Below are 23,900 nucleotides of genomic sequence, written 5' to 3'. Positions count from 1 at the left end.
GTACCTGGGCGGTGACGGGGTTCCGTACCGCCTTGCTTACGGTCTTGCCTGAGCTGCGTCTGCTTCGGCCGTCTCGACCGCCCGGCGCACCGCTTCGATGTCGAGGCCCACGCGGACGCGCAGCGCCCGAGCGAAGGCCCGACGGCGCTGCGCCAAGTCGAGACAGACGATCCTGGGATGCACATAGGCACCCCGGCCGGGCAGCGTACCGCGAAGATCGGGGACGCACGCGTCCCCTTCCTCCACGACCACGACCCGTAGCAGATCGCTCTTGGCCGCCCGCTCCCGGCATCCCACACAGGTGCGCACAAGGTGTGCGCGGGCGTGCGTCCGGCCAGACGTGCTCAAGTCTACCCCTCCGGCGAGACCCGCCCGGAACCGGGCGGGAATCGAACAGACGTTGTCCTGATCTTGTGGGTGGGCCGCCGCCCCGGGCCTACTCGGCGGGCTTCTCCGAGGGCTCGGTGTCCGGCCGGATATCGATCCGCCAGCCGGTGAGCCGGGCGGCGAGACGGGCGTTCTGCCCCTCCTTGCCGATGGCCAGGGAGAGTTGGTAGTCGGGGACCGTGACGCGGGCCGAGCGGGCGCCCAGGTCCACGATCTCCACCTTGGAGACCCGGGCCGGGGAGAGCGCGTTGCCCACCATCTCCGCCGGGTCGTCCGACCAGTCGACGATGTCGATCTTCTCGCCGCCCAGCTCCCCCATCACATTGCGCACCCGGCCGCCCATCGGGCCGATGCAGGCGCCCTTGGCGTTGAGGCCGGACCGCACCGAACGCACCGCGATCTTGGTGCGGTGGCCGGCCTCGCGGGCGATCGCGGCGATCTCGACCGAACCGTCCGCGATCTCCGGGACCTCCAGCGAGAACAGCTTCTTCACCAGATTGGGATGGGTCCGCGAGAGCGTCACCGACGGACCGCGCACCCCCTTCGCCACCCGCACCACATACGACCGCAGCCGCATCCCGTGCGTGTACGTCTCACCGGGCACCTGCTCCTGCACCGGCAGGATGGCCTCCAGCTTGCCGATGTCGACCAGGACGTTCTTGGGGTCGCGGCCCTGCTGCACGACACCGGTGACGATGTCGCCCTCCCGGCCCGCGTACTCGCCGAGCGTGACGTCGTCCTCGGCGTCCCGCAGCCGCTGCAGGATGACCTGCTTGGCGGTGGTCGCCGCGATCCGGCCGAAACCGGACGGGGTGTCGTCGAACTCGCGGGGCGACTGCCCCTCCTCCAGGTCCTCGGGCTGCTCCTTCGCCCAGACCGTCACATGCCCGCTCTGCCGGTCCAGTTCGACGCGGGCGTCGCGGCGGCTTCCCTCGGTGCGGTGGTAGGCGATGAGGAGGGCCGACTCGATCGCCTCGACCAGCAGGTCGAAGGAGATCTCCTTCTCCCTGACCAAGCCCCGCAGGGCACTCATGTCGATGTCCACGGCTACGCCTCCTCGGTTTCTTCGGTGCCGCCGGCGCCCGGAGCGCCCTTGTCCTTGCGGTTGAACTCGATCTCCACACGCGCCTTGGCGACCTCACCGAAGGCGAGCCGCCGCCCGGTGGGCTTGCGGCCCTTCACCCCGGGCACCTCGACGTCCATCCCGTCCTCGTCCACGGTCTGGATACGGGCGGTCAGCTCCCCTGCACCGGCCCGCTCCTTCCCCTCGGGCGTCAACTGGAACTTCACCAGCCGGCCGACGGAGCGGCGGAAGTGCCGGTGCTCGGTGAGGGGGCGGTCCGCCCCGGGCGAGGTGACCTCCAGGACGTACTCGGCCTCGCCCATGGCGTCGGCGGCGTCCAGCTTGTCGGAGATCTCCCTGCTCAGTTCGGCGCAGGTGTCGAGCAGCACACCCGCGTCCGAGTCGACCACGACACGGAGCACACGGCGCTTACCGGCCGGGGTCACGGTGATCTCTTCGAGGTCCAGCTCCCTGGAGCCGACGAGTGGCTCCAGAAGTTCTCGCAGCCTCTCGCTCTGGGTGGTGCTCATCCGGGTGACTCCTCGGCCGCGTGTGCTGTTGTCGGAAGGTCGCGTGTCTGCTTCAAAGCGTATCGGGTCCGCAGGGGTGTTGCCGTCCACCGGGGGGGTGCACCGGCAGGTCCGCGCGGGGGCCGGACGGACCGCCATGCGGCGGCACCCGCCGAGCCGCTGACGGAGCGCACGACCTGACGCGGGTACGGTGACCGCTGGGTTGACGCCTTTCTGTTCGACGGATGAACCGGGGCGCCCCTCTCCCGCCGAGCCAGTTCCGGTGCGCCCCCGCGCCCCGGCCCCCACGAGGACGTGTGCCGTGCCGTACCCCCTGCCGACGCGGGCCCCCAGCGGGCCGCGAAGACGAAGTGTTCTCACCGGGGCCGCGGGCTCGGGTGCGCTGCTGCTGACCGGTTGCACCGACGGCGGCGCCGAGCCCGCGGCCCGTGCCTCGCAGGCCGAGCGGCTCGGTACGGCCGCCGCCGCGGACAGCCGGGCGCTGCTGGCGCGTTACGACGCGGTGCTCAAGGTGCATCCGGGACTGCGGGGGCTGCTGGCGCCGCTGCGCGCGGAGGTCGCCCGGCACGCCTCGGTACTCGGCGCCCGGCACGGCGCCGCCGGACCGACCGCCTCCGCGTCGCCGTCCGGCTCCCCCTCCGCGACCGCCGCGGACCGGCCCGAGGTGCCCCGGGACGAGCAGGGCGCGCGGGCCATGCTGGCCGGGGCCGAGCGGAAGCTGATCGCCCGTCGTACGAGCGCCCTGGCGGACGCCCCCGCCGAACTGGCACGGCTGCTCGCCTCGGTGGCCGCCGCCGGCGCGGGCCACGCCTACCTGCTCTCGGCGGGCTCATCAGCCGGGGAGGCCCGGTGACGAGGACGACTGCCGTGGACCAAGCGCCGAAGGACCGCAAGAAGTCCGAACTGGCCGCCGTACAGGCCGCGTTGGCCGCCGAGCACGCCGCGGTGTACGGGTACGGCGTGGTCGGCGGCAAGATCGGCGAGGACCGGCGGGCCGAGGCGCGTGCCGCCTACGACGGCCACCGTGCGGCCCGTGACGCGCTGGCCCGGGCCAGCCGCGATCTGGGGGCGAGCCCGGTGTCGGCCGCCGCGGGCTATGTGCTGCCGTTCGCGGTGTCCGACGCGGGCGGCGCGGCCGGGCTGGCAGCGGAGTTGGAGGACAAGGTCGCCGGGGCCTACGCGGATCTGGTGCGGGCCGCGTCCGGACGGCGGCGGGCGGAGGCGGCCCGCTCGTTGCAGGCGGCCGCGGTACGGGCGGTGCGGTGGCGGGGCGGCAGCGTAGCCTTCCCAGGTCTGGCGGAGCGGCAGGGCACCGCACCCGACGCCTCGGTGGCCGCCCCACCGCGACCCTGAAACCCGTGCCGCAGGCGGCAGTTGAGCCCGGTGGACTGCCGGGCCGTTGGGAAGGGGACTACTCGGGTATGGCTTTCGAACCGCCGCGGCGTCTCGTCCGGGCACTCGACGAAGCGCGGCGTGAGGGCGGCGGGGAGGGCGGCGGGCGGTGGCTGGCGGGGTTGCCCGAGCTGCTGCCCCGGGTCGTGGACGAGCTGGATCTGGTGGTGGAGCGGGTCCACGCGCCGGGTGGGCGGTCCAGCCTGGTGGTGCTGGTGCGGCGGGCCGACGGGTCGCCCGCGGTGCTGAAGCTGGCGCCGAATCGTTTCCGCCCGGCCGCCGAACGTGCCGCCCTGACCTGCTGGGACGGCTTCGGCGCGGTCCGGCTGCTGGACGGCGGCGACGCGGGCGGCGGCGGTGCTGGCTCCGGCCCCGATGCCGGTGGCGTACTGCTGCTGGAGAAGCTGCGCCCCGATGTGTCCGTACGGTCGCTGCCGGAGGCGAAGTCGATGCTGGAGGCGGCGGGGACGCTGCGCCGGCTGTGGGTGGAGCCGCCCGGCGGGCATGACTTCGAGACGGTGGCCGCGCGTACCGGGCGGCAGGCGGCGGCGATGCGCCGGACCGCGGCCGCCGAGGGGGACGAGAGCGGTGCCGGGCGCCTGGTGGACGCGGCACTGGCCGCCCGCGAGGAACTGCTCGCCGAGCCCGGTGCCGCCCGGCTGCTGCACGGCACGTTCCGGCAGAGCAAGGTGCTGGCGGCGGACCGGATGCCGTGGCTGGCGGTCGGCCCGGATCCGGTGGTGGGTGAGCCGGCCTTCGATCTGGCGCGGCTGGTGCGGGACCGGGTGGAGGACCTGATCGCGGCGCCGTCCGGGGCGGCGGTGACCCGGCGCCGGGTGAAGCGGCTCGCGGAGTCGCTGGAGGTCGATGTGGAGCGGCTGCGCGGGTGGACGCTGTTCCGTGCGGTGGAGTCGGGCACCCGCGCCCTGCGTCTGGGGCGGACCGCGGACGCCGAACTGCTGCTGGAGTTCGCCACCTGGCTGTGAGCATGGCGAGGCGGACGGCAGCGGACGGCGGGCCCGGGTCTCCCCGGGGCCGGGCCGCCGTCCGCTGCGGCCGGGTCGGTCAGGCGGAGGTGAGGCGGGCCAGGGCTTCGGCGGCGGGCAGTTCCTCGCGCTCGCCGGTGCGGCGGTCCTTCAGTTCGACCACGCCGTCCGCGGCCCGGCGGCCCGCGACCACGATGGTGGGCACGCCGATCAGCTCGGAGTCGGTGAACTTCACGCCCGGCGAGACACCGGCCCGGTCGTCCACGATGACCCGCAGTCCGGCCTCGCCGAGCTGCGCGCCCAACTCCAGGGCGAGTTCGGTCTGGACGGCCTTGCCCGCGGCGACGATGTGCACATCCGCCGGGGCGACCTCCCTGGGCCAGCAGAGGCCCTGCTCGTCGGCAGTCTGCTCGGCGAGGGCGGCGACGGCGCGGGAGACGCCGATGCCGTAGGAGCCCATGGTGACGCGGACCGGCTTGCCGTTCTGGCCGAGGACGTCGAGCTGGAAGGTGTCGGCGTACTTGCGGCCGAGCTGGAAGATGTGGCCGATCTCGATGGCGCGGTCCAGCTTGAGCCCGGTGCCGCAGTTGGGGCAGGGGTCGCCCTCCTCGACGACGACCACGTCGAGGTAGTCGTCCACCTCGAAGTCCCGGCCGCAGACGACGTCGCGGGCGTGCTTGCCGGGCTTGTTGGCGCCGGTGATCCAGGCGGTGCCGGGGGCGATGCGCGGGTCGGCGATATAGCGGACCTTCTCCAGGCCCTGCGGGCCGACATAGCCGCGGACCAGGTCGGGGCGGTCCTCGAAGTCCTCGGCAGTGACCAGGTCGACGACGGCGGGCGCGAGGTGCTCGCCGAGCTTGCCGAGGTCGACCTCGCGGTCCCCGGGCACGCCCACCGCGACGATCTCCTTGTCGACCTTGACCAGGAGGTTCTTCAGGGTGGCCGAGGCGGGCACCCCGAGGTACTCGGCGAGGGTCTCGATGGTGGGGGTGTCCGGAGTGTCCAGCTCCTCCATGGCACCGGGCCCGGTCTTCCCGGCCTGCTCGTCGGGGGCCGCCTTGTAGACGACGGCCTCGGTGTTGGCCGCGTAGTCGCAGTGCGGGCAGTCGGCGAAGGTGTCCTCGCCGGCGGCGGCCGGGGCGAGGAACTCCTCGGAGGCGGAGCCGCCCATCGCACCGGACACCGCGGACACGATCCGGTAGTCCAGGCCGAGCCGGCCGAAGATCTTCCGGTACGCCTCCCGGTGCAGCGCATAGGACTCGGCGAGGCCCTCGTCGCTGGTGTCGAAAGAGTACGAGTCCTTCATCTGGAACTCGCGGCCGCGCAGCACCCCGGAGCGGGGCCGGGCCTCGTCGCGGTACTTGGTCTGGATCTGGTAGAGCATGACCGGCAGGTCCTTGTAGGACGTGCACTGGTCCTTGACGACGAGGGTGAAGATCTCCTCGTGGGTGGGGCCGAGGAGGTAGTCGCCGCCCTTGCGGTCCTGGAGGCGGAAGAGGAGGTCGCCGTACTCCTCCCAGCGGCCGGAGGCCTCGTAGGGCTCCTTCGGCAGGAGGGCGGGGAGGAGCACTTCCTGGGCGCCGATCGCGTCCATCTCCTCGCGGACCACACGGGAGACGTTCTCCAGGACCTTCTTGCCGAGGGGCAGCCAGGACCAGATCCCCGCGGAGTTCCGGCGCACATAGCCGGCGCGGACCAGGAGCTTGTGGCTCAGGGTCTCGGCGTCCGCCGGGTCGTCGCGCAGTGTCTTGACCATCAATCGGGACATGCGCTGGACCTGGGCCATGGTGATCTCCTGCTACGAAAGGGTGATGGCCACGAGGTTAGCCGGGGGGCCGCTGCGGGTGGAAATCCATTACCCGGTCGAGGGAGTTCAGCGGCGGCGCAGCGGCAGCGGGGCGCCCATCACGGCGTAGGGGCGGGGGGCGCCGGGGAACTGCACTCTGCGGGCCAGGTCCTGGTAGCCGAGGGAGCGGTAGAGGCCGCGGGCGGGGCTGTCGGTGTCGATGGCGGAGAGGATGGAGCGGGGGTTGGGGACGGCGTCGGTGAGGGTGGTGATGAGGGCGCGGCCCACCCCGTGGTTCTGGTAGCCGGGCAGGACGTGGAGCTCGGTGATGACGAAGGCGTCGTCCAGCCAGCCGTCGTGGCCCTGGGTGCGCAGATACGGCTCGACGACGGTGGACCACCAGTGGACGCGGTCGTTGGGCATTCCGTAGACGAAGCCGACGAGGCGGCCGTCCTCGCGTACGGCGCCGAGGGCCTGGGCGCCCGGGTAGGTCATGTGCCGCAGCATGATCTGCCGGCGGACGTTGATCTCCTCGTCGCTGAGTCCGAAGGCGTGGGCCTGGACGGCGAGGGCCTCGTCGACGCGGGCGGCCAGGTCGAGGGGGGCGATGGCCACCTGCTCGTCGCCGGTGCGGGCCCTTCGGCCGGGGATGCGCAGCATGTCGGGGAGACTACCCTCGGGCGGTCGGTGCCATGACCGGCAGGGTTCGCCGCCCGGGCCCGCCCGGCACGGCACTTCGCGGGGCGCGGTGGTGAACCGTTCCGCCCGCGGCGCCGTTCAGAAGAGCACGCTCATGAAGGCCCCGGTCTCCTGGAAGCCGACCCGTCGATAGGCGGCGCGGGCAGGCGTGTTGAAGTCGTTGACGTAGAGGCTGGCGACGGGGGCGATGTCGGCGAAGGCGTACCGCAGTACGGCGGCCATCCCGGGGGCGGCGAGGCCGCGGCCGCGGTACTCGGGGGCGACCCAGACGCCCTGGATCTGGCAGGCCTCGGAGGTCGCGGCGCCGATCTCGGCCTTGAAGAGGACCTGGCCGTCCGCTCCGATCCGCGCGAACGCCCGCCCGGAGCCCACGAGTTCGGCGACGCGCGCCTGGTAGAGGAGTCCGCCGTCCCCGGCGAGCGGGGAGACGCCGACCTCCTCGGTGAACATCGCCACGCAGGCCGGCATGATCGTCTCCATCTCGTCCTTGCGGACGCGGCGCACATACGGGTCGGGGGTGATGTGGGCCGGGAGGCGGTCGGTGACCATGAGGGGCTGGTGGGCGCGGACGTCGCGGGCGGGACCCCAGGACGGTTCGAGCAGCCGCCAGAGGCGGGCGGTGGCTTCCGCGGGGCCGACGATGGAGGAGCAGCGGCGGCCCGCGCGACGGGCGCGGTCGGCGAAGGCGCGGACGGCTTCGGGTCCGGCGCAGAGCGGCACCAGATTGGCGCCCGCGTAGCAGAGGGATTCGAGGATGCCGTCGCTGTACCAGCCCCACATCTCGCCGCCGAGGCGCCAGGGGTCGAGTCCCGCGACATGCACCCGGGAGGCGACGAAGGCGTTGGCGACCGGCTCGCGGGCCAGCACGGCGAGTGCGGCGTCGAGGTCGCTGGGTTCGAGGACCCTGGTGGTGGTGTGTGTCAACAAATTCGCGGGGCCTCACCATTGCGGGCTACTGGTTTCCGCACTGTACCCGGCGGGCCCGGGGGCGTCTCCTCGATCTTGGTGGGGTCGGCCCGCAGTGATCGGGGAGGCACCTCTGGCTGCCGCGCGGCCGGTCGGGCGACCGCGCGGCAGTCGTCGGATCAGCTCACGGAGACCTCGGGTTCGCCGGAGGCGACGCCGTCCTTCTCCATCTGCTCGGCGATCTTCATCGCCTCGTCGATCAGCGTCTCCACGATCTTCGACTCCGGCACCGTGCGGATCACCTCGCCCTTGACGAAGATCTGACCCTTCCCGTTGCCGGAGGCCACTCCAAGATCCGCCTCCCGCGCCTCCCCCGGACCGTTCACCACGCACCCCATCACGGCCACCCGCAGCGGCACCTCCATGCCCTCAAGTCCCGCGGTGACCTCCTCCGCCAACTTGTACACATCCACCTGCGCCCGGCCGCACGACGGGCAGGACACGATCTCCAGCCGCCGCGGCCGCAGCCCCAGCGACTCCAGGATCTGGTTGCCGACCTTGATCTCCTCCACCGGCGGCGCCGACAGGGAGACCCGGATCGTGTCCCCGATGCCCTCGCTCAGCAACGCGCCGAAGGCGACCGCGGACTTGATGGTCCCCTGGAACGCGGGGCCCGCCTCCGTCACCCCGAGGTGCAGGGGGTAGTCGCAGCGCTCGGCCAGCAGCCGGTAGGCGTTCACCATGACCACGGGGTCGTTGTGCTTCACCGAGATCTTGATGTCCCGGAAGTCGTGCTCCTCGAACAGCGACGCCTCCCACAGCGCCGACTCCGCCAGCGCCTCCGGTGTCGCCTTCCCGTACTTCTCCAGCAGCCGCCGGTCCAGCGAGCCCGCGTTCACCCCGATCCGGATCGGGGTGCCCGCCTCCTTCGCCGCCCGGGCGATCTCCCGCACCTTGTCGTCGAACTGCTTGATGTTCCCCGGGTTCACCCGCACCGCGGCGCACCCCGCGTCGATCGCCGCGAAGACGTACTTCGGCTGGAAGTGGATGTCGGCGATCACCGGGATCTGCGACTTGCGGGCGATCGTCGCCAGCGCGTCCGCGTCGTCCTGCGTCGGGCACGCGACCCGCACGATCTGGCAGCCCGACGCCGTCAGTTCCGCGATCTGCTGGAGCGTCGCCCCCACATCGGAGGTGCGGGTCGTCGTCATCGACTGCACCGACACCGGCGCGTCCCCGCCCACCGCGACCGAACCCACCTGGATCTGCCGGCTCTTGCGGCGCTCCGCGAGCTTGGTCGGAACGGACGGCATACCGAGCGAAATCGCAGTCATCTGCTGTGCAACCCCAAGGTGTGGATGGTGACCGGGTGAGCGGCGGGCTCACGGACCGAGATTACGGCACCGCATCCGCCCCGGGCACCTCACCGCGGGGCGGACGGAGGGGCGTCAGGAGATCTTCACCGGGTTGACCACATCGGCGACGAGGACCAGCACGGTGAAGCAGATGAAGATCCCCGCCACCACATAGGCGACCGGCATCAGCTTCGCCACGTCGAACGGGCCCGGGTCGGGCCGCCGGAAGAGGCGGGCGGTGTGGCGCCGCACCGCCTCCCAGAGGGCGCCCGCGATGTGCCCGCCGTCGAGCGGCAGCAGCGGCAGCATGTTGAAGAGGAACAGCGACAGGTTGAAGCCGGCGACCAGGAACAGCATCATCGCGATCTGGTTCTCCGGCGGGATGTCCAGGGTGAAGACCTCGCCGCCGACGCGGGCGGCGCCCACCACTCCCATCGGGGAGTCCGGCTCACGGGGCCCGTCGCCGAAGGCCGCGTTCCACAGGGCGGGGATCTTCGACGGCAGGGAGACCAGCGAGTGCACGCCGTTCTCCATCATGTCGCCCATGCGGTTCGCGGACTGGCCGAAGGACTGCGGGACGACGCCGGAGGCGGGGCTGAAGCCGAGGAAGCCGGCGTAGACGTACTTGCCGTCTATGTAGCCGCCGTTGCCGTCGGTCTTGCTGACCTGGTTGCGGATCAACTCGGCCTTGAGGACCTGCCGTTGGCCGTCGCGTTCCACGGTGACGGTGGCGGGGCCGATGGTGTCGCGGATGGAGGCCTGGAGGGCGGACCAGTCCTGCACCGGCTTGCCGTCGAAGGCGACGATCTTGTCCCCGGCCTGGAGGCCCGCGGCCTTGGCGGGGGTCGGCTTGTCGCCCTTCTTGCAGGTGGTGCGCTGCTCGCTCTGCTGGATGACGCAGTCGGAGACCTTGCCGACGGTGGTGGTCTGGGTCTGCACGCCGAACGTCATCATCACACCGAGGAAGATCGCCACGGCGAGGATCAGGTTCATGAAGGGGCCCGCGAACATCACGATGACCCGCTTCCACGGCTTGCGCGTGTAGAAGAGGCGGGACTCGTCGCCGGGCCGGAGTTCCTCGAAGGCGGCGGAGCGGGCGTCCTCGATCATGCCGCGCCACGGCGAGGTGGAGCGGGCTTCGAGCCGGCCGTCGGGGCCGGGCGGGAACATGCCGATCATGCGGATGTACCCGCCGAGCGGCACCGCCTTCAGGCCGTACTCGGTGTCGCCCTTCTTCCGCGACCACACGGTGGGGCCGAAGCCCACCATGTACTGGGGGACGCGGATGCCGAAGAGCTTGGCCGTGGAGAGGTGCCCCAACTCGTGCCAGGCGATGGAGATGAGCAGTCCGACCGCGAAGACGACTATGCCGAGGATCGTCATCAGGATCGTCATGCGCGGGCCTCCGCGATCGCCTTGCCGGTCAGTTCCCGGGCGCGGGCGCGCGCCCAGGTCTCCGCTTCGAGGACGTCCGCGACGGTGAGGGAGGTTCCCGTTCCGGGGGTGCCGTGTTCGGTGACGACCTCGGTGACGGTCTCCATGATCCCGTTGAACGGCAGCGCGCCGTTCAGGAACGCGTCGACGCACTCCTCGTTGGCGGCATTGAACACCGCCGGGGCGGTGCCCGCGAGCCGCCCCACGTGCCGGGCCAACTCCACCGCGGGGAAGGCCTCGGTGTCCAGCGGGAAGAACTCCCAACTCGAAGCCCGGGTCCAGTCGAAGGCGGGCGCCGCGTCGGGCACCCGCCGCGGCCAGCCGAGCCCGAGCGCGATCGGACCGCGCATATCGGGCGGCGTGGCCTGCGCGAGCGTGGACCCGTCGCAGAACTCCACCATGGAGTGCACATACGACTGGGGGTGGACGACGACCTCGATCTGCTCGAAGGGGATGTCGTACAGCAGATGGGCCTCGATGACCTCCAGGCCCTTGTTGACGAGGGTCGCCGAGTTGACGGTGATGACGGGGCCCATCACCCAGGTGGGGTGGGCCAGCGCGTCCTCGGGGGTGACCCGCGCCAGGTCCGCCTTGGTGCGCCCGCGGAACGGGCCGCCGGAGGCGGTGACGACCAGCTTGCGGACCTCGCTGCGGGGGCCCGCGGCGAGGGCCTGGAAGAGCGCGGCGTGCTCGGAGTCGACCGGGATGATCTGGCCGGGGGCGGCGAGCTCCTTGACCAGCGGGCCGCCGACGATGAGCGACTCCTTGTTGGCGAGCGCCAGGGTGTGGCCCGCTTTGAGGGCGGCGAGGGTGGGGGCCAGTCCGATGGAGCCGGTGATGCCGTTGAGCACGGTGTGGCAGTCGCCGGCGGCGACGGCGGTGGCCGCGTCGGGTCCCGCCAGCACTTCGGGGAGCGGTCCGCCGGGACCGAAGCGGCCGCGGAGTGCTTCCTTCAGGGGGGCGGCGGCGTCCTCGCGGGCGACGGCCACGGTGTCGACGCGCAACCGGTGGGCCTGCTCGGCGAGGAGGCCGACCCGGCCGCCGGCGGCGGACAGCGCGGTCACCCGGAACCGGTCGGGGTTGCGGAGCACCAGGTCGACGGCCTGGGTGCCGATCGAACCGGTGGATCCGAGGATGACGATGTCACGGGGCGCGGTGGGGTCCTCGTCCGGGGCGAAGAGGCGGTGCGGATCCGCGAGGGGGGCTGGGCTGTCGCTCATCCCCCCATTGTGTCGTCTCCCGCCGGGCGCCGGAGCCGGGGCGCCCCGTTCGGTACGAAGGGGGCGCCCCGGTGCGGGCCGGTGTCGTCAGCGCAGGGTGCGGTGGACGTCGGGGGTGCGGGCGGGGCCCGGGGTGGTGTCGGCGATCCAGGGGCCGTCGCCGCTGGGGTCGAGGACGCCGTCCTCCAGCCAGGTGTAGGCGCCGCCGAGGACGCCGCGGACCACCTTGCGGTCCAGGTCGTCGGTGTTGGTCCAGAGCCGTCCGAAGAGTTCCTCGGTGCGGATGCGGGCCTGCCGGCAGAAGGCGTCGGCGAGTTGGTACGCCTCGCGGCCGTGTTCGCCGCGGCCGCGCAGGAGTTCGGCGCGTACGCAGGCGGCGCTCATCGCGAAGAGTTCGGCGCCGATGTCCACGACGCGGCCGAGGAAGCCCTGCTTGGTCTCCATCCGGCCCTGCCAGCGGGACATGCCGTAGAAGGTGGCGCGGGCCAGGCGGCGGGCGGCGCGTTCCACATAGCGCAGATGGCGGGCCAGGTCCGCGTGGCCGTGCGGGTTGAACTCGGCGTAGGAACGCGGGAGTTGGCCGGGGCCGGTGATGAGTCCGGGGAGCCAGCGGGCGTAGAAGCCGCCGGCCCGGGCGCCGGCGCGGGCCTTGTCGGTGAGGGAGGTGTCCGGGTCCACCAGGTCACCGGCGACGGACAGATGGGCGTCCACCGCCTCCCGCGCGATCATCAGATGCATGATCTCGGTGGAGCCCTCGAAGATGCGGTTGATGCGCATGTCGCGCAGCATCTGCTCGGCGGGGACGGCCCGTTCACCGCGGGCGGCCAGCGACTCGGCGGTCTCGTAGCCGCGCCCGCCGCGGATCTGCACCAGCTCGTCCGCGATCAGCCAGGCCATCTCGGAGCCGTACAGCTTGGCCAGGGCGGCTTCGATACGGATGTCGTTGCGGTTCTCGTCGGCCATCTGGGAGGCGAGGTCGACGACGGCCTCCAGGGCGAAGGTGGTGGCCGCGATGAAGGAGATCTTGCCGCCGACCGCCTCATGCCGTGCGACGGGCCGCCCCCACTGCTCCCGCTCCCCGGACCACTCGCGGGCGATCTTCAGCGCCCACTTGCCGGCGCCGGCGCACATCGCGGGCAGGGAGAGCCGGCCGGTGTTGAGGGTGGTGAGGGCGATCTTCAGGCCGCTGCCCTCGGGGCCGAGGCGGTGGGCGGCGGGGACACGGACCTGGTGGAAGCGGGTGACGCCGTTCTCGATGCCGCGCAGCCCCATGAAGGCGTTGCGGTGCTCGACGGTGACGCCCTCGGAGCCGGCCTCCACCACGAAGGCGGTGATGCCGCCGGGGTGCCCCTCGGATCGGGGCACTCGCGCCATGACGACCAGCAGGTCGGCGACGACCCCGTTGGTCGTCCACAGCTTCACCCCGTCCAGCACGTACTCCTCGCCGTCGGGTACGGCGGTGGTGGCGAGGCGGGCCGGGTCGGAGCCGACGTCCGGCTCGGTGAGCAGGAAGGCGGAGATGTCGGTGGTGGCGCAGCGCGGCAGGAAGGCGTCCTTCTGCGCCTGGGTGCCGAACTGCATCACCGGCTGCGGTACGCCGATCGACTGGTGCGCGGAGAGCAGCGCGCCGATGGCGGGACTGGCCGAACCGGCCAGTGCCAGCGCCCTGTTGTAGGAGAGCTGGGTGAGCCCGAGGCCGCCGTACTCGGTGGGGATCTTCATGCCGAGGGCGCCGAGTTCCTTGAGCCCGGCGATGGTCTCGTCGGGGATGCGGGACTCGCGTTCGATGCGGGCGGCGTCCACGTGCTGCTCGCAGAAGGTGCGGAGCCGTTCGAGGAAGGCCCGGCCGCGGCGCTCGTCCTCGGCGTCGGGCAGCGGGTGCGGGTGGATGAGGTCCAGGCGGAAGCGGCCGAGGAAGAGTTCCTTGGCGAAGCTCGGCTTGTGCCAGTCCCGTTCGCGGGCGGCCTCGGCGACCTGCCGGGCCTCCCGCTCGGTGACACCGCTGCCGGCCGGGACGCCGGTGGGGGTGGACTGCGAGGTTGATGCGGACACGAGGAGGTCACCTCACCGCGGATCGAGGGGGGCGGGGGCAGCCGGGTACCGGCCCGGCCGGGCTTGCGTTGTTGCCTCCTGCCTGTGTCTACCCCCTCGGGCCGCACCCCACCAGCCCGGACGGGCGTTCGGGCGCCGGCCCGGCCGGAGCCGGACCCGTCCCGCACTCCCTAGAGGTCGATCCCGGTGAGGACGAGGACCCGCTCGTAGGTGTAGTCGTCCATGGCGAAGCGGACGCCCTCGCGGCCCACGCCGGACTGCTTGACGCCGCCGTACGGCATCTGGTCGGCGCGGTAGGACGGCACGTCGCCGATGACGACACCGCCGACCTCCAGGGCCCGGTGGGCGCGGAAGGCGGCTTGCAGGTCGTGGGTGAACACCCCTGCCTGGAGGCCGAACTTGGAGTCGTTGACGGCGTCGAAGGCGGCCTGCTCGCCCTCGGCCCTGGTGACGGTGAGGACCGGTCCGAAGACCTCCTCGGTGGCGAGGGTGACGCCGCCGGGGACACCGGCCAGGACGGTCGGGGCGTAGGAGGCGCCCTCCCGCTTGCCGCCGGTGAGCAGCTCGGCGCCGGCCGCGACCGCCTCGTCCACCCAGGACTCCACACGCCGCGCGGCCGCCTCGCTGACCAGCGGGCCGACCTCGGTGGCGGCGTCCGCGGGGTCGCCGGTGACCTGGGCGGCGACGGCGGACCCGATCCGCGGCAGCAGCCGGTCGTAGACGGAGCTGTCGGCGATGACGCGCTGCACCGAGATGCAGGACTGGCCGGCCTGGTAGTTGGCGAAGGTGGCGATGCGGGCGGCGGCGTGGTCGAGGTCGGCGTCCGATGCGTAGTCGGCGAGGACGACCGCGGCGCCGTTGCCGCCCAGTTCCAGGGTGCAGTGCTTGCGCGGCACCGAGTCCATGATGGCGTAGCCCACCTTGTCGGAGCCGGTGAAGGAGATGACCGGCAGCCGCTCGTCCTGGACCAGGGCGGGCATCCGGTCGTTCTCGACCGTCAGCACCGACCAGGAGCCGGCCGGGAGTTCGGTCTCGGCGAGCAGTTCGCCCAGCAGCAGCGCGGAGAGCGGGGTGGCGGGGGCCGGCTTGAGGATGATGGGGGCGCCGGCCGCGATCGCGGGGGCGATCTTGTGGGCGCAGAGGTTCAGCGGGAAGTTGAACGGCGCTATGCCGAGGACGACGCCCTTGGGGAAGCGGCGGGTGAGGGCGAGGCGCCCGGTGCCGCCGGCGTCGGTGTCGAGCCGCTGGGCCTCGCCCCCGTTGAAACGGCGGGCCTCCTCGGCGGCGAAGCGGAAGACGGAGACGGCACGGCCGACCTCGCCGCGGGCCCACTTGACGGGCTTGCCGTTCTCGGCGGAGATCAGCCCGGCGATCTCCTCGGCGCGTTCCGCCAGCCGCTCGCCGACCCGGGTGAGGGCCGCGGCGCGCACATGGGCCGGGGTCGCGGCGAAGGACTCACGGACGGCGTACGCGGCGGCGACCGCCTCCTCGATCTGGGCGTCGGTGGGCACCGCGACGGTGCCGACGTGCCGGCCGTCCCACGGGCTGGTGACGTCGAAGGTGGTCTCTCCGGTGGCCTGGCGGCCGGCGAGCCAGAAGGCGTGGGTGGAGGGCATGTCGGTCCGGCCTTTCCGCTGGCGGGTGGGTGCGCCCCCACGGTAGGGCCGCCGGACGGCGGTGGCGTTTGTCCGGTACGTAGTAGTCGGCGGGCCGGGCGCTACGGATCGGCAGTGTCGCGGCGGGGGCCGACCGCCTCGGCGTCCTCAGTCGGTGCCGACGGTGGCTTTCAGCGCGAGCCACAGCTCCATCCGGACGTCCGGGTCGTCCAGGGAGCGGCCGAGGATCTCCTCGACGCGGCGCATCCGGTAGCGCAGGGTGTGCCGGTGTACGCCCAGGTCGGCGGCGGCCGCGTCCCACTGGCCGTGCCGGGAGAGCCAGGCGCGCAGCGAGGCCACGAGGTCGCCGCGGCCGGTGGCGTCGTGTTCGCGCAGCGCGCGCAGCAGACCGTCGGCGAAGGCCCGTACCGCGTCCACGTCGAGCAGGGGCAGGACGGAGCCGGCGGCCAGTTCCTCGTGCTCGACTAGGGTGCGGCCGCGGCGCCGGGCCACCGCGAGCGCCTGCTCGGCCTGCTTGTACGCGGAGGCGGCGGCGATCGGGCCGGCGGGCGCGGACAGTCCGACGGCGAGCTGCCCGCCCGATTCCTGCCCGCGGGCCTCCTCCACCGTGTGCGCGTGGGCCGTCCCGGCGGCGGTCGCGGCGCCGCCGTCCGCGGCGAGCAGCACCACCCGGCCCTCCCCCTCCGGCACCACGAGCAGCGCCTCCCCGGCGCGGGCCGCGGCCGCGTCGGCGGCGTCCACCAGGGCGTTGAGCGGTTCCGCGGTACCGCCGGCGGGCGCGGCCTCGGCGATGAACATGCGGTAGGGGGCGTCGAGGAGGCCGCCGTAGAGGTCCCCGGCGACGGCGCGGGCGTGCACCGGCTCCCCCGCCAGCAGCATCCGCAGCACGGCGGCGCCGATGCGCTGCTCGGCGGCGTGCAGCGCGCGGGAGCGTTCGGTGGTGAGGGTGAGCAGGGCGATCGCCGAGTGCACCGCGTACCGTTCCGCGGTGCCGAGGGCGGCCTCGGTGCCGACGGCGAGGGCGGCGCGGGCGCGGCGCCCGGTGCCCAGCGAGTGCAGCTCCACCCGGTCCTCGGCGCCGCTGACCACGGCGCTGGCGGGCGCGGGCCGCTCCCGCAGCCGCTCCACGTCGGGGGTGAGCCGGGCGGCGCGGCGCAGCGACCAGTCGGGGGCGGCGGCGACCACGGTGCCCGCCGCGTCGTAGAGCGCGGCCCAGCCGTCGACCTGGGCGGCGAGTGCGGTGAGCAGTCCCTCCGGGCCTTCTCCGAGTGCCTGTTTGGTGAGTTCGCGCTGGGCGGCGAAACCGGCGGTGACGGCGCGGTACCGGTCGGCGGCGAGGGCCGCGGAGACCGCCTTGGTGATGGCGATGAACGGGGTGCGCCGGGGCACTTCCAGCAGCGGCAGACCCTCAGCGGTGGCCGCCCCCACCAGGGCCTCGGGCACCGCGTCGTAGTGCACCCCGACGGCGAAGCCCAGCCCCGCGACGCCCGCCCCGACGAGCCGCCGCACATAGTCGCGCATGGCCTCGGGGTCCTCGGCGTCCAGCGTGAGCGCGGTGATCAGCAGCAGCTCCCCGCCGTCCATATAGGCCACCGGATCCGCCAGTTCACTGGCGTGCGCCCACCGGACCGGGGTGTCCAGCCGGTCCTCCCCGGCGCGCACGGTGAGCCTGAGCGCGGAGTGGTGGACGAGCGAGGCGAGCGTGGGTGGCATGGGCCGGGGCCTTCGAATCAACGACAGCTACGAATGCTTTTCGCCGCCACGTACGAACGGCCACCACCGATTCTGCCTCACTGGAGGACGGCCTCAGCGGGGGCGGAGGGCGCATCCGCACCCGGCGGGCGTGAGCCACGCGCCTACGCCTGGTCGCCGAAGTCGACCAGCATGGGCGGGGTGTGCTTGCCGTCGGGGCCGTTGAGGGAGAGGACGGCGTGAGCGGGCGGCACCGAGTGCGCCAGTTCGGAGGCGGACCAGCGGGCGCGCTCCACGCGGCGCACGGTGACGGCGTCGGTGGTGACCGCCCGCCCGGTGACCAGCTTGCGCAGGGCGTGCATGGCGCGGGTCAGCGGCTGGTTGGCGTACACGGTGTGCTTGGCGACCTCCTCGGTGTCCACCCACTCGGTGCCCCAGGCCTCGGTGAAGGCGCGGCCGTCCCAGGTGGTGAGGCCGCTGAACGCGGCCCGGCAGCCGACCGCCCCGTGCAGCGCGCCGTGCAACTGCTCCGGTACGTCGGTGGTGGTGCGCAGGGCGAGGACGACGCCGGCGTTGAGGGGCCGCAGCCGCTGGACGCCGCGGATGGTGCCGGGGGTGAGGGTGCGGCTGGCGTCGTCGAGCACCAGGCAGGTGAAGCGGGGCAGCTCAGGGCCGGCCGCGGCGAGGGCGGTGAACTGGGCCAGCAGCAGCCGCGCCAGCAGCCGGGACGCCTCCTCGTGCAGACGCTCCGGCAGGTCGACGCGGACCCGCATGGGGTGGGTGAGGGCGTCGCGCAGTGAGAAGGGCCGCTCGTCGCCGCGGCGGCCGAAGAAGTCGGCGAAGGCGGGCCGGTCCAGCAGCGCGACCCGGTCGGCGAGCGCCGCCCCGAGTTCCGCGGTGTGCCCGCTCTGCCGCAGATAGGTGTCGTACTCCCGCTGCATCGCGGTGTCGCCCGAGTCGGCCAGCCGCTCCCGCAGTGCGGCCAGTGCGCCCGGGTCGCGGTGCAGCAGCTCCCGCAGTTCGGGCACGGTGGGGAAGCGGGTGTGAACGGCCCGGAAGGGGCCGAGGAGTTGGGCGAGGACGGTGGCGGCGCGGCGGGTGTCGAAGCCGTCGAGGTCTCCGGCGAGGCCGTCGGCGAGGAAGGCCGCGGCCTCGTCGGCGTCGGTGGAGCCCGCGTACAGGTCCAGGTCGTGGCCGGATTCCGGGTCGCCGAGGCGGACCACCACGTCGTAGCCGTCGTCCGGGCCCAGCGGGGTGCCGGCCGCGCAGACCGCGATGACCGCGCAGGAGCCGGTGAGCGCGCCCAGGGCGAGCGATTCGACGACGGGCGCCACCAGATGGGCGGTCTTGCCGGCGCCGGGCGGGCCGACGGCGAGCAGCGAAGTGGTGAGCGCATCGGGCTCCAGCGCGAATCCGGCGCCGCGCCACGGGTGGCCGTTGCGGTTCTCGTCGGCGCAGCGGCCGAGGCGCACCTGCCCGGTGAGCAGGTCGTGCCGGGCCCGCCGGAACGGCAGGTCGCGACTGCCGGAGGGGTGGGTGAAGGCGGCGGCCCCATGGCGCTGCACGGCCGCGGCGAAGGCCGCCACCCGCCCGCCGTCGCCACCGGCCAGCCGCCAACGGCGCCTGATCCGGGCGCAGTCAACGTCGTTCATCAGCCCGGCCTCCAGCGCCCCGGTGAGCCGCTCGGCGGCGGCGTCCTGCCCCGCGGCACGCAGGACCGGCCACCGGGAGGCGGCCGGTCCGTCCTGCCCGGCGGCATCGGCGGGGGCCTGCCCGGGTGCCGGTCCCTCGGGGGCTCCCCGCCGGGTGATCAGCCCGGCCCAGTCCCCGGCCCGGGCGAAGGGGTAGAGGACGGCGGCGGAGATCAGCAGGTAGAGGGCGTAGGTGAAGGCGTTGGAGCGGAACACTTCGGGCCCGGCGACCAGGGTGACCAGGGCGAGGACCGGGTCGGAGACGGGGATGACGTTCGTCCACACCAGGACCAGGGCGAGGCCGCCGATGAGCAGCGCCAGCAGCGCGCGGCTGGGCTGCCGCCGGCCGGCGAGGAACCGGCGCTGCGCCTCCGGCCAGCCGCCCAGCCGCCCGAAGACGACGGCGACCACGGCGAAGACCAGCCCGTGGTAGACGACCAGCGCGTTGGCGCCCTCCATGGTGCGCGGCGCGCTGGACCCGGACCACCACCAGTCGTCCGGGGTGAACACCTTCAACGGCACGGTGCGGTAAGGGTTGTACGGGCTGCTCCACAGCAACCAGACGAACAGCCCGGCCAGCAGGGAGATCAGCAGACCGGCGCTCAGCCCGCGGTTGGCCGCGCCGCCGTCGTCCTCGACAGGCGCCACCCGCTCCCGATAACCCGGGCGCCAGATGCCGAGGGGGGCTTCGGGGCGGTCCTGGTCGAGCCAGACGGCGGTGGCGGGGCGGGGTGGCGGGCCGGTGGGCTTCGGTGGGTGGGCCGCTTCGGTGGGCGGCGGCCCGGCGGGTGGACGGGGCGGCTCCGCGGGCCGGGGCACTGGGGCGGCGTGTGTGCCGCGTGCGTCCTGTGTGCCGTCGGTTTCCATCGCTCCTGCCCCCTGACCAGCCTGTCCTTCATGTGCGGGGCTCAATCTAGTGCCTGCGCAGGGGAGTTCACCGTTTACGCGCTCGCAGCCGACGGGTTCACGGCGTCCCGCGGGCCGGATCCGAACGGTCTCGGGGGCCGGCCGGGGCCGTCGCCGGGCGGGCGCTATGTCCATCGCGGACAAGCCTTCGGCACAACGACTCCCCCGTGGAACATGCCCCGGCCCGTGCGGCGGTTCTAGCCTGCGCGGGAGGGCAGTGGGAACGCGCCCGCAGCCGCAGCGAATCCGTCCGTACCACCCCCAGGAGCCCCGCATGACCGCACTTCCGCAGGAGCGCCGCCTCGTCACCGCCGTCCCCGGCCCGAAGTCGCAGGAGTTGCAGGCCAGGCGCACCGCCGCGGTGGCGGCCGGGGTGGGCTCGGTGCTGCCGGTGTTCGTGACCCGTGCGGGCGGCGGCATCGTGGAGGACGTCGACGGCAACCGCCTCATCGACTTCGGTTCCGGTATCGCGGTGACCTCGGTGGGTGCCTCCGCCGAGGCCGTGGTGCGCCGCGCCACCGCGCAGTTGGCCGACTTCACCCACACCTGCTTCATGGTGGCCCCGTACGAGGGCTATGTGGCCGTCGCCGAGGAGTTGGCGGAGTTGACGCCGGGCGATCACCCGAAGAAGTCGGCGCTGTTCAACTCGGGGGCCGAGGCGGTGGAGAACGCGGTGAAGATCGCCCGCGTGCACACCAGGCGGCAGGCCGTCGTCGTCTTCGACCACGGCTACCACGGCCGCACCAACCTCACGATGGCGCTGACCGCGAAGAACATGCCGTACAAGAACGGCTTCGGCCCCTTCGCGCCCGAGGTGTACCGGGTGCCGGTGGCGTACCCGTACCGGTGGCCGACCGGGGCGGAGAACTGCGGGCCGGAGGCGGCGAAGCAGGCGATCGAGCAGATCTCCAAGCAGGTCGGCGCGGAGAACGTGGCCGCGATCGTGATCGAGCCGGTGCTCGGCGAGGGCGGTTTCATCGAGCCGGCGAAGGGCTTCCTGCCGGCGCTGCGGCAGTTCGCCTCGGACCACGGCATCGTCTTCGTCGCCGACGAGATCCAGTCCGGTTTCTGCCGTACCGGCCAGTGGTTCGCCTGCGAGGACGAGGGGATCGTGCCGGATCTGATCACCACCGCGAAGGGCATCGCGGGAGGTCTGCCGCTGGCGGCGGTGACCGGCCGCGCCGAGATCATGGACGCCGCGCACGCGGGCGGCCTGGGCGGCACCTACGGCGGCAACCCGGTGGCCTGCGCGGGCGCGTTGGGCGCCATCGAGACGATGAAGGAGCTGGACCTGCCGGCCAGGGCCCGCCGGGTCGAGGAGGTCATGAAGGGCCGGCTCGCCGCGATGCAGGAGAAGTTCGAGGTGATCGGCGACATCCGCGGCCGCGGCGCGATGATCGCCGTCGAGCTGGTCGAGGACCGGGCGGGCAAGGAGCCGGCGGCGCGGGCGACCGCGGCCGTGGCCGCCGCCTGCCACGCCGCCGGACTGCTGGTGCTCACCTGCGGCACCTACGGCAACGTACTGCGCTTCCTGCCGCCGCTGGTGATCGGCGAGGACCTGCTGAACGAGGGCCTGGACATCGTGGAGCAGGCGCTGGCAGCGCTCTGACCGGCGGCCGGACCAGGGAAGCAGCATGTGAAGAAGGTGTGCGAGGGCGATGGCGGGTTGCGGTTCCCACTGTCGGACGGTCCGGGGCTGCCGTAGCTTTGAGGGCAGATGAGAGAGACACCCCGTCCGCGGTTCTCCGCGGGCGATTCGGAGTCGCAGCCTCCCCAGTTGCGCTCCGACTGTGCCCACGCGCACACAACCGGAGCCTCATGCTCTGGAACTCCTCACCGATCGGGCGGCCGCTCGCCCCAAACCCCCCGGGGCGCGCGGCACACCGATCAGGTCGGCCGCCGCGGAACTACCCCCCCTGTTCCGAGGCGGCCGACTGCGTTCTTCCGCACCTGGTGGCCAACTGCCGTCTGCCTGCTGCTCTTTGCTCTGCTGTCCTGGCAGACCACGGCGGGCGGACCGCTGCGCCGGGCCGACGAACGGATCGGCCGCGCCGCCCCGCACAGTCCCGTGCCGGACGCGGCCTCCGGCCTTCTCGCCGATCTCGGCAACACCGAAGTGGCGGTGCCCGTACTGGGAGTTGTGCTGCTGTGGTCGGCGTGGCGGGGGCGGGCCGCGGGCCTGGTCCGGTGGTGGCCGGCGCCGCTGCTGGCCGCCGCCGCGCTGGCGCTGGTACCGGCCCTGGTGGTGCCCCTCAAGGAACTCTTCGCCCGCACCGGCCCCCCGGGAATGCTCGGCAAGGGCTACTACCCCTCGGGCCACGCGGCCACGGCGGCCGTCGCCTACGGCGCCGCGGCCCTGCTGATCCCGCCCTGGGTGGCCGGCTCCTCGGTACGGCGTCAACTGGCCGCCGCGGTACTGGTGTTGAACGCGGGCGTGGGCCTCGGCCTGGTCTGCCACGGCTACCACTGGCCGGTGGACGTACTGGCGAGTTGGTGCCTGGCGCCGCTGCTGCTGTGGCCGGTGGCCGCGGCGGTGGCGCACTGTGACCGCGGAGGACGGCCGGGGCGTCAGCCGAAGTAGGCGGCGAAGGTGGCGGCGAACTCGTCGTGGTGGAGGCGGTCCCAGGTGACCGACCAGGCCATCAACCCGCCCAGCGCGGGCCAGGATCCGTGCGGGGTGCAGCCGCCGCAGCCGGTGGCGCGGGTGAGGCAGTCGAGGGCCTTGCCGACCTCGGCGGGCACCACATGACCGTTGCCCGCCCCGGCGGACGCGGGCATCCCGATCGCCACCCACCCGGGCCACCGCCGCCACTCATCGCCCGGGGCGCCCTCCGGATTCCTCGCCGCGGCCCCGGCCCGCCGCCGCCTCATGCAGGGCGAGTTCCAGCAGCGCCGTGTCGTTGAGGGTGCCGGAGCCATCCGGAGGAACGATCCAGCGCACCGTGCCCTCCGGGGTCGCACCCGGTCTCGGCACCACGATCCAGGTGCCCCGGCCCACCCCGCGCACCCCGCTGCCGAGCCAGCGCTCGGAGGTGCCGGGCGGCACGAAGAACCCGAGCCTGGACTCGCCGAAGTCGGCCAGCACCGGGCCGGGCCGGTCGACGCAGCGGCTCAGCACATCGAGGGTCGGATGCCCCAACTCGCCCGGCACGATCAGCACATCCCAGCGCCGCCCCGCCGGAAGCAGCAGTACCGCCTGCGGGCTGCGCCGCCACAGCAGTGCGCAGGCCCGCGGATCCGGCGCCACCGCCACCAGCCACTCCACCGCGCCCTGTCTGCCCGTCCCCGTCATCGGGTCCTCCTCGTCGTTCCGCACCCGCGACTCGCGCCGCAGGTCACGGGGAGGAGAGGGGCCCGGGGCCGGAGCATTACGCGACTTTCTCCCACTGAAATATGTGATGCAGGTCACCATCACGATATGAGGTGCGCCACACCGGGTGCCCACCGCTCCGACACCGCGCCCGCCCCCCTCGAAAGCCGTCGCGGACTGTCAGAGGCGACTGCAAGACTCCCTCGGTACGGGCAGGGCACAGGCGGAGGGGGCGTCGGGGATGAGCCGGGCGGAGAACGGAGCGCGGAAGGGCACGGGGAACGGGAAGGTGATCGATTCGGTGGAGGCGCTGCGGGCTGCCGTGGCCGCCGGGCAGAGGTTCAAGTACCTGATGTTCTGGGGCCATCGGCCGCGCCCCGACGGTGGGATCGGCTCCTCCTGCCTCAGCCAGTGGTGGCCGGCCCCCTTCACCGTCGAGGGCGTCGTCTACGCCACCGCGGAGCACTGGATGATGGCCGGCAAGGCCCGGCTGTTCGGGGACGCCGAAGCCGAGCGGCGGGCCATAGCCGCCTCAAGTCCCGCACTGGCCAAGCGAGTCGGCCGCGAGGTACAGGGCTTCGACCAGAGCCGGTGGGAGGCGGAGCGGCTGCGCATCGTCACCGAGGGCGGTGTGCACAAGTTCGCCGCCCACCCCGAGCTGCGGTCCTACCTGCTGGGCACCGGTAAACGGGTCCTCGTCGAGGCCAGCCCGGTGGACCGGGTGTGGGGCGTGGGCCTCGCCGCGGACGACGAGCGCATCCGGATTCCGGCGCGCTGGCGCGGTGCCAATCTGCTGGGGTTCGCGCTGATGGCCGCCCGTGAGCGGTTGCGGCCCGAGGACGGGGGACGGGGCCGCGTGGCGTAGGCCGGGTGGC

21 protein-coding genes are annotated in these 23,900 nt (G+C 73.2%); 6 read left to right on the top strand and 15 right to left on the bottom strand.

The genetic code is table 11. The features are described 5' to 3' along the window. Positions 1 to 36: 36 nt before the first annotated feature. From ACFVST_RS18550 to rimP, 3 genes are all read right to left on the bottom strand, one after another. Entirely contained in the window at positions 37 to 348 is a 312-nt protein-coding gene (locus tag ACFVST_RS18550) for a YlxR family protein (RefSeq protein WP_390152704.1), read from the bottom strand. 88 nt (positions 349 to 436) lie between these two features. Continuing rightward, positions 437 to 1,432, bottom strand: coding sequence for a transcription termination factor NusA (gene nusA / locus ACFVST_RS18545; protein WP_390152702.1), 996 nt, complete (start codon positions 1,430 to 1,432; stop codon positions 437 to 439). 2 nt (positions 1,433 to 1,434) lie between these two features. Next, positions 1,435 to 1,980: a ribosome maturation factor RimP gene (rimP, locus tag ACFVST_RS18540; RefSeq protein WP_390152700.1), complete on the bottom strand. Its 546-nt coding sequence runs from the start codon at positions 1,978 to 1,980 to the stop codon at positions 1,435 to 1,437. 301 nt (positions 1,981 to 2,281) lie between these two features. On the opposite strand from rimP, the gene ACFVST_RS18535 reads away from it, so the two are divergent. The 3 genes from ACFVST_RS18535 (at position 2,282) to ACFVST_RS18525 (ending at position 4,358) form a co-directional block, all read left to right on the top strand. Beyond that, positions 2,282 to 2,833 carry a hypothetical protein gene (locus ACFVST_RS18535; RefSeq protein ID WP_390152697.1) on the top strand — a complete coding sequence of 184 codons (552 nt, stop codon included), beginning with the start codon at positions 2,282 to 2,284 and terminating at the stop codon, positions 2,831 to 2,833. A 14-nt stretch (positions 2,834 to 2,847) separates the two neighbouring features. Beyond that, the gene (locus ACFVST_RS18530; protein ID WP_390152695.1) at positions 2,848 to 3,333 is read left to right on the top strand and encodes a ferritin-like domain-containing protein; all 486 of its coding nucleotides are present in this window, start codon (positions 2,848 to 2,850) and stop codon (positions 3,331 to 3,333) included. 68 nt (positions 3,334 to 3,401) lie between these two features. Then, positions 3,402 to 4,358, top strand: coding sequence for an aminoglycoside phosphotransferase family protein (locus ACFVST_RS18525; RefSeq protein WP_390152692.1), 957 nt, complete (start codon positions 3,402 to 3,404; stop codon positions 4,356 to 4,358). A 79-nt stretch (positions 4,359 to 4,437) separates the two neighbouring features. Here the strand turns inward: ACFVST_RS18525 and ACFVST_RS18520 are convergent, their stop codons facing one another. The 10 genes from ACFVST_RS18520 to ACFVST_RS18475 form a co-directional block, all read right to left on the bottom strand. Next, positions 4,438 to 6,144 carry a proline--tRNA ligase gene (locus ACFVST_RS18520; protein ID WP_390152689.1) on the bottom strand — a complete coding sequence of 569 codons (1,707 nt, stop codon included), beginning with the start codon at positions 6,142 to 6,144 and terminating at the stop codon, positions 4,438 to 4,440. 87 nt (positions 6,145 to 6,231) lie between these two features. After that, complete coding sequence (locus ACFVST_RS18515) at positions 6,232 to 6,804, bottom strand: GNAT family N-acetyltransferase (protein ID WP_390152686.1); 573 nt, start codon at positions 6,802 to 6,804, stop codon at positions 6,232 to 6,234. Between the two features lie 117 nt (positions 6,805 to 6,921). Continuing rightward, entirely contained in the window at positions 6,922 to 7,770 is an 849-nt protein-coding gene (locus tag ACFVST_RS18510) for a GNAT family N-acetyltransferase (RefSeq protein WP_390152683.1), read from the bottom strand. Positions 7,771 to 7,928: 158 nt separating this feature from the next. Continuing rightward, positions 7,929 to 9,083: a flavodoxin-dependent (E)-4-hydroxy-3-methylbut-2-enyl-diphosphate synthase gene (gene ispG / locus ACFVST_RS18505; protein WP_390152680.1), complete on the bottom strand. Its 1,155-nt coding sequence runs from the start codon at positions 9,081 to 9,083 to the stop codon at positions 7,929 to 7,931. 114 nt (positions 9,084 to 9,197) lie between these two features. After that, positions 9,198 to 10,499, bottom strand: coding sequence for a M50 family metallopeptidase (locus ACFVST_RS18500; protein ID WP_390152678.1), 1,302 nt, complete (start codon positions 10,497 to 10,499; stop codon positions 9,198 to 9,200). Beyond that, positions 10,496 to 11,758: a 1-deoxy-D-xylulose-5-phosphate reductoisomerase gene (gene dxr / locus ACFVST_RS18495; protein WP_390152675.1), complete on the bottom strand. Its 1,263-nt coding sequence runs from the start codon at positions 11,756 to 11,758 to the stop codon at positions 10,496 to 10,498. The genes ACFVST_RS18500 and dxr overlap by 4 nt, the downstream gene beginning before the upstream one ends. 87 nt (positions 11,759 to 11,845) lie before the next feature. Next, on the bottom strand, positions 11,846 to 13,810 hold the full coding sequence (locus ACFVST_RS18490) for an acyl-CoA dehydrogenase family protein (RefSeq protein WP_390152672.1): 1,965 nt from the start codon (positions 13,808 to 13,810) through the stop codon (positions 11,846 to 11,848). A gap of 170 nt (positions 13,811 to 13,980) precedes the next feature. Then, entirely contained in the window at positions 13,981 to 15,426 is a 1,446-nt protein-coding gene (locus tag ACFVST_RS18485; RefSeq protein ID WP_390152669.1) for an aldehyde dehydrogenase family protein, read from the bottom strand. Positions 15,427 to 15,573: 147 nt separating this feature from the next. Further along, a complete protein-coding gene (locus ACFVST_RS18480; RefSeq protein WP_390152667.1) occupies positions 15,574 to 17,139 on the bottom strand; it encodes a PucR family transcriptional regulator in 1,566 nt (521 codons plus the stop codon). Positions 17,140 to 17,282: 143 nt separating this feature from the next. Further along, complete coding sequence (locus tag ACFVST_RS18475) at positions 17,283 to 19,676, bottom strand: ATP/GTP-binding protein (protein ID WP_390152664.1); 2,394 nt, start codon at positions 19,674 to 19,676, stop codon at positions 17,283 to 17,285. 313 nt (positions 19,677 to 19,989) lie between these two features. Here ACFVST_RS18475 and gabT point away from each other — a divergent pair, with 313 nt between their 5' ends. Then, a complete protein-coding gene (gene gabT / locus ACFVST_RS18470) occupies positions 19,990 to 21,324 on the top strand; it encodes a 4-aminobutyrate--2-oxoglutarate transaminase (RefSeq protein ID WP_390152662.1) in 1,335 nt (444 codons plus the stop codon). Between the two features lie 459 nt (positions 21,325 to 21,783). Further along, on the top strand, positions 21,784 to 22,296 hold the full coding sequence (locus tag ACFVST_RS18465) for a phosphatase PAP2 family protein (RefSeq protein ID WP_390152659.1): 513 nt from the start codon (positions 21,784 to 21,786) through the stop codon (positions 22,294 to 22,296). Here the strand turns inward: ACFVST_RS18465 and ACFVST_RS18460 are convergent. Both ACFVST_RS18460 and ACFVST_RS18455 read right to left on the bottom strand, forming a co-directional pair. Beyond that, positions 22,284 to 22,493, bottom strand: coding sequence for a hypothetical protein (locus tag ACFVST_RS18460; RefSeq protein WP_390152656.1), 210 nt, complete (start codon positions 22,491 to 22,493; stop codon positions 22,284 to 22,286). The two genes, ACFVST_RS18465 and ACFVST_RS18460, sit on opposite strands and share 13 nt — an antisense overlap. Before the next feature lie 34 nt (positions 22,494 to 22,527). Next, positions 22,528 to 23,007: a hypothetical protein gene (locus tag ACFVST_RS18455; protein ID WP_390152653.1), complete on the bottom strand. Its 480-nt coding sequence runs from the start codon at positions 23,005 to 23,007 to the stop codon at positions 22,528 to 22,530. A gap of 259 nt (positions 23,008 to 23,266) precedes the next feature. Here ACFVST_RS18455 and ACFVST_RS18450 point away from each other — a divergent pair, with 259 nt between their 5' ends. Next, on the top strand, positions 23,267 to 23,890 hold the full coding sequence (locus ACFVST_RS18450; RefSeq protein WP_390152650.1) for an NADAR family protein: 624 nt from the start codon (positions 23,267 to 23,269) through the stop codon (positions 23,888 to 23,890). The last annotated feature ends 10 nt before the right edge of the window (positions 23,891 to 23,900 follow it).

Origin of the sequence: Streptomyces sp. NPDC058045, assembly GCF_042885635.1 — a bacterium.
Taxonomy (GTDB): Bacteria; Actinomycetota; Actinomycetes; order Streptomycetales; family Streptomycetaceae; genus Streptomyces.
This window is presented reverse-complemented; position numbering and strand designations above follow the sequence as displayed.